This is a genomic window from Trebonia sp. (assembly GCF_049794275.1).
Lineage (GTDB): Bacteria > Actinomycetota > Actinomycetes > Streptosporangiales > Streptosporangiaceae > Trebonia.
Genome location: NZ_JBARCR010000872.1, coordinates 1 through 4,724 on the forward strand (window position 1 = coordinate 1; position 4,724 = coordinate 4,724).

The following is a 4,724-nucleotide window of genomic DNA, read 5'->3' on the forward strand; positions in this document are numbered from 1 at the left end:
TTGTGAAGACAAAGGCTGAGCGTAAGGAGAAGAAGATGCCAGGAATCATCGTCGGTATCGACGGCTCCAGCCATTCCCGCCGCGCCCTTGACTGGGCGATCAACGAGGCGGCGATCCGTCACGCGCCGCTCACCGTGCTCACCGTCCAGCAGGTCATGAGGAGTTTCTGGGCCGGGCCCATGATCTACCCGGAAGACGCGGAGCTTGCCGAGCATGCCCGCAAGATAGCCCAGGAAGAGACGGACGGCGCGCTCGGCAAGCTCGCCGAAGACGCCCGGCCGCCTGCGGTTACCGTGCTGGCCGTCCCCGGCCTCCCAGCCGAGACAATCCTCGACGTGGCCAAGGACGCGGACATGATCGTCGTCGGCTCCCGCGGCGCGGGCGGCTTCAAGAAGCTGCTGATGGGCTCGGTCGCCTGCCAGGTCACCCACCACGCCCACGTCCCCATCATCGTCATCCCCGCCGAAGAGAGCTGACTGCCGTGAACGCCATCGTGAAAGACGTGATGAGCACCCACGTGTTCGCCGTCAGGCAGGGCGCCACGTTCAAGGAGATGGCGGCCAGGCTGCGCGAGCACCGGATCAGCGCGTTCCCGGTGATCGACGACGACAACAAGGTCATCGGGGTCGTCTCAGAAGCCGACCTGCTGACCAAGGAAGCACTCGCGGGCGAGCTCCCCGGCGCGTTCCACACCATGACGCACCACCGCGAGCAGGCCAAGGCGGCCGCGCTCACCGCGGCCGACCTGATGACCAAGCCCGCCGTGACCATCCGCCCTGACGAGACGGTCAGCCACGCGGCCCGCCTGATGTACACCCGGCGGGTCAAGCGGCTCCCGGTCACCGCCGAAGACGGGACGCTGATCGGCATCGTGTCCCGCACCGACGTGCTCAGCGTGTTCAGCAGGCCCGACGCCGACATCAGGCACGAGATCACCCAGGACCTGATCCTGGGGACGTACCTGTGCGACCCCGCCCACTTCACGGTCACCGTCAAGGACGGCATCGTCACGATCGAAGGCGCGCCGGAAACGACCGCCGTCGGCCGCGACATCATCGAGTCGGCCAGGCACGTCGAGGGCGTCGTCGCGGTCCGCGACCGGCTTACGTACTCGCACCCATAAAGCCAGCTAGAAGACGAACGGGATCAGCATCTTGGTGGAGTGCTTGTAGGCGCGGTAGGTGTCCTGGAACTGCTCGGTCAGGTAGGCCTCTTCACGGATGGCGCTGTAGACGAAGAACCCGCCGAGCACGACGACCACGATCAGGCCGTACAGGCTCGTGGCGAGCGCGGTGCCGAGTAGCGCGAGGATCAGGCCCGTGTAGATCGGGTGCCGGATCCGGTGGTACGGGCCGGTGGTCACCAGTTCCGGCTCGTCCTTGTGCGACATCGGCGCGCCCCAGTTGCGGCCGATGTACAGCCGTGCCCACACGGCGAGCGCCAGGCCGAGCAGGAAGAGCGCCAGCCCTACGCCCGTCAGCACCGGATCGGTCCCGGCCTGGTGCCCCCGAAGGCCCCAGGAGCGCACCGCGAAGACGACCACGACGAGGAGCGCGACCCGCAACCCGATGAAGCGGTTCCACCCGCCGGACCGGCCGGACTTCACTCCGCGGGCCGCGATGAGCCAGTAGGCCCAGAAGATGACCCACCCAATCACGATGACGAGGTCGATGACGCGCATACCTACATCATCTACCTACATCCATCATGGCCGGTCCAGAGGTGAGCTGGGCGGCTGCAGCCACAGCACGCCGCCGTGCCGGGCCGTCTCGCGCCCGGTGGCGGCGTCCGCCAGCGCCGTCACCAGCCGGGAGACGTACGCCTTGGTGCGGGGAAACGTGAAGTCGGATGTGTAGATAAGCCCGGGGATCGCTCCCCCGGCGGCGTCGCGGGCCCGCCGGAGGCTCTCGAAGTCCGGCACGTTGTTCGTCACGATGACCCGGCCCTCGAGCAGCGCGGTCTCGAAGATCTCCAGGTCCGACAGGGCGCGCAGCAGGGCGTCGGCGACGACGGCCCGGCAGTCGATCCCCCGCGCCGCGAGGCCGTCAGCGATCGCGGGCGAGAACATCTCGTCGAGCAGCAGCGCGTCGGGCTTGTCGCCGCCCGGCCCGGTCACCGGCCCAGCAGCTCCTGCTGCCGCTCCCACCCGGCCCGCGCCTGCGCGGCCTCAGCACGCGCCCGGTCGATGAAGGCGTCGACCTCCTCGGGGTAATCACCCCAGTACGCGAGCGCCGCACGCAGGAACGGCATCGGCATGCCGGATGTCTCGGCGACCACCTCGAGAACCTCGTCGCCGGCGAGCGCGGGATCGGACTCCCTGATCGACCGCACCGCGCCGATGACCTCCCACACGTCGGGTCCGCCGACCAGCCGGGCGCGGCGTCCGGCAGGGCCGTCCTTGAACGTGATCAGCGGATGCTCGTGCATCCGCAGCGCCTCGTCGACAAGCCGGTTGCTAGCGCTGGACAGCGACATCTCCCGGTGCACGGCGACGAACGCGGTGAGCCGCTCCAGGACGCGCGGCTCGAAGCGGACTGACGACGGGGTTGCGGTTGCCATGCCTACAGTGTAGGTGGATGTAGGAAATGCGTCACTCGCCGGCTGGCGCGTAGCGGTCCAGGCCGGCGAACCGCGCGACAGTCGCCTGGTCGAGCGTCCAGCCGTCCCTGACCAGCAGCGCGGCGTCCGGCAGGATGAAGCCGACCTGCCGCCACGCCGTTGCCTCGGCGAGGGTCATCCCGGTCTCCGCCGCCTCCACCGCGTCCCCGGGAAGGAAGCCGGCCGCCGCCCACGGGCGCACCTGTTCCGGACTTATGCGGAGCTTGACCGCGCGCACGGCGTCGCGGACGCCGACTCCTTCGCGGGCCCAGCGGCGCGCGACGCCGGGCGATAGCCCGTGCTTGCGCGCCCAGTGGATCTCGATCGCGGACAACGGGCGCCACTGGCGCAGGTCGCTGGCGGTCAGCCCGTAGCCGCGCGCTTCGGCCAGCTCGTACGCATCCGGCGGCGGGGACACGGTCAGGTCGCGCCGGTCGCGGTGGCGCACTGCTGCCACGCCTGCTCGAGCTCGCTGCGCACCTCGTCGGGCTGTCCCGCGAGGAACACGAACGGCTGTGGGCTGCCGCCGGGCGCGGGCCGGTTCAGGCCGCCGACGATCGGCAAGTACAAGCGATCGTTCAGCGCCGGATCGCGGATGGTGCCGAGCGGGTCACGGCCGGCCGCGACCGCTTCCATCTCGTCGAACATCCGCTTCCGCAGCATGATCACGCCGCGGTCGCTCTCCCCCAGGTGCTCCAGGGTGCGGTCGGCTATCGCGCCCTGGCCCACCCAGGCGATGTAGTCCTGGTTCATCACGTGGGTGTCGATCCACCGGCCGGTCTTCTCGTCCCGGACCGGCGCGTGCCAGCACGGGATCCGCCGCTGCTCGAACGGCGCGTCGCCGGGCAGCTCGTCGATGAACCAGCCGACGCTCAGCGTGCTCGTGTCGTCGATCGGGACCCGCCACTCGAAGTGACCGACGTACAGGCAGTTCGGCCACAGGCACACTCGGCCGGTCGTCCAGAGCTCGTCGTCCTCCGTGGTGTCGGCGCGGACCCGGCGGTAGACGAACCCGTAGTCGAATTCATCGAACCCGAGCCGGGTGTGCGTGGGCGCCCGCGGCCCGTCCTGACCGCGGAGCACCATTGACCAGTTAGCGTGCAGCCATTCGAAATGCACAGGGTCGATCGAGTTTTCCTGGCACTGGAACCAGTTGCACGGAATCTCGGAAATGACGATTTGCTTGTAGCCGCGCGAATAGAAGCGATCCCAGTCCGGAAGCAGCGGGGCCGGCTGCGGACCCAGGTAGGCCCACAGCAGCCCTGCTTTGGCGGCTACCGGGTACGCCTTGATCCGCACCTTGTCCTTGAAGGTCCCCTCCGAATGCCGCGTCTCCTCGAAAGGCTGATGCAGGCAGGCCCCGGAGTGGTCGAACAGCCAGCCGTGATAGTTGCAGCGCAGCCCGCGGTCTTCGGTGAACCCGTACGCCAGGTCGGCGCGGCGATGCGGGCAGTGCCGGTCAACGAGGCCGTAATTGCCTTCCCTGTCGCGGTAGAGAACGAGATCCTCGCCCATTATGCGAACCGCTTTTGTATCCTGCCGCTCGAATTCGCTTACCCCGGCTATCGGCTGCCAATAACGGCGCAGCAGTTCACCCATCGGAGTCCCGGGACCGGTTTCGCACAACAGCTTATTACGCTGGCTGCTCAGCATATGACCTGACCTCCTAGCGCATTCCCGCACGACGTTAATCCGGGGTTACCGGACAGTCAAGGTCGGCTCGGCGGATGCCCGCACGCGGTCCGGTGCGAGGATGGGGCCATGGAGCCGCGCATCCCGAGGTACGTGCCGGTCGTCAACGTGGTGCTAAAGTTCCTGACCCGGCGGGGCGTCAAGGCCGGCCCGGTCAGCATCATCACCGTGCCCGGGCGCAGATCGGGCCGGCCCCATTCGACCCCCGTGACGCCCTGGGTGGTGGACGGCAAGAGGCAAGAGGTACGTCATCGCCGGGATCGGCACCTCGGACTGGTCCCGCAACGCACGCGCGGCCGGGGCGGGCACCCTGACCTCGGGGCGGACCACGACGCGCGTGCGGCTCACCGAGGTGACGGACCCCGCGCTCAAGGAACGGGTGGTGGTCGCGTTCGGCACCGAGAACCGGGGCGCCGCGTCCTTCCTCAAGCAGA

The 4,724-nt window shown here is 68.7% G+C and carries 7 protein-coding genes; 2 read left to right on the forward strand and 5 right to left on the reverse strand.

What is annotated here, in order from left to right:
• On the forward strand, window positions 1–476 hold a 476-nt coding region (locus tag WA805_RS22530), incomplete at its 5' end, for a universal stress protein (RefSeq protein ID WP_425243327.1).
• A 5-nt stretch (window positions 477–481) separates the two neighbouring features.
• Complete coding sequence (locus WA805_RS22535; RefSeq protein WP_425243328.1) at window positions 482–1,123, forward strand: CBS domain-containing protein; 642 nt, start codon at window positions 482–484, stop codon at window positions 1,121–1,123.
• A gap of 6 nt (window positions 1,124–1,129) precedes the next feature.
• On the opposite strand, the gene WA805_RS22540 is transcribed toward WA805_RS22535, so the two are convergent.
• From WA805_RS22540 to WA805_RS22560, 5 genes are read right to left on the reverse strand one after another with little or no spacing between them, the layout of a single operon-like run.
• Entirely contained in the window at window positions 1,130–1,681 is a 552-nt protein-coding gene (locus WA805_RS22540) for a methyltransferase family protein (protein WP_422322312.1), read from the reverse strand.
• A gap of 24 nt (window positions 1,682–1,705) precedes the next feature.
• Window positions 1,706–2,116, reverse strand: coding sequence for a DUF5615 family PIN-like protein (locus WA805_RS22545; RefSeq protein ID WP_425243329.1), 411 nt, complete (start codon window positions 2,114–2,116; stop codon window positions 1,706–1,708).
• A complete protein-coding gene (locus WA805_RS22550; protein WP_425243330.1) occupies window positions 2,113–2,559 on the reverse strand; it encodes a hypothetical protein in 447 nt (148 codons plus the stop codon). The genes WA805_RS22545 and WA805_RS22550 overlap by 4 nt, the downstream gene beginning before the upstream one ends.
• A 31-nt stretch (window positions 2,560–2,590) precedes the next feature.
• Window positions 2,591–3,055, reverse strand: a complete 465-nt coding sequence (locus WA805_RS22555; RefSeq protein WP_425243331.1) for a hypothetical protein — start codon at window positions 3,053–3,055, stop codon at window positions 2,591–2,593.
• Entirely contained in the window at window positions 3,019–4,251 is a 1,233-nt protein-coding gene (locus WA805_RS22560; protein ID WP_425243332.1) for a Rieske 2Fe-2S domain-containing protein, read from the reverse strand. Before WA805_RS22560 ends, WA805_RS22555 begins: the two co-directional genes overlap by 37 nt.
• Window positions 4,252–4,724 lie beyond the last annotated feature (473 nt).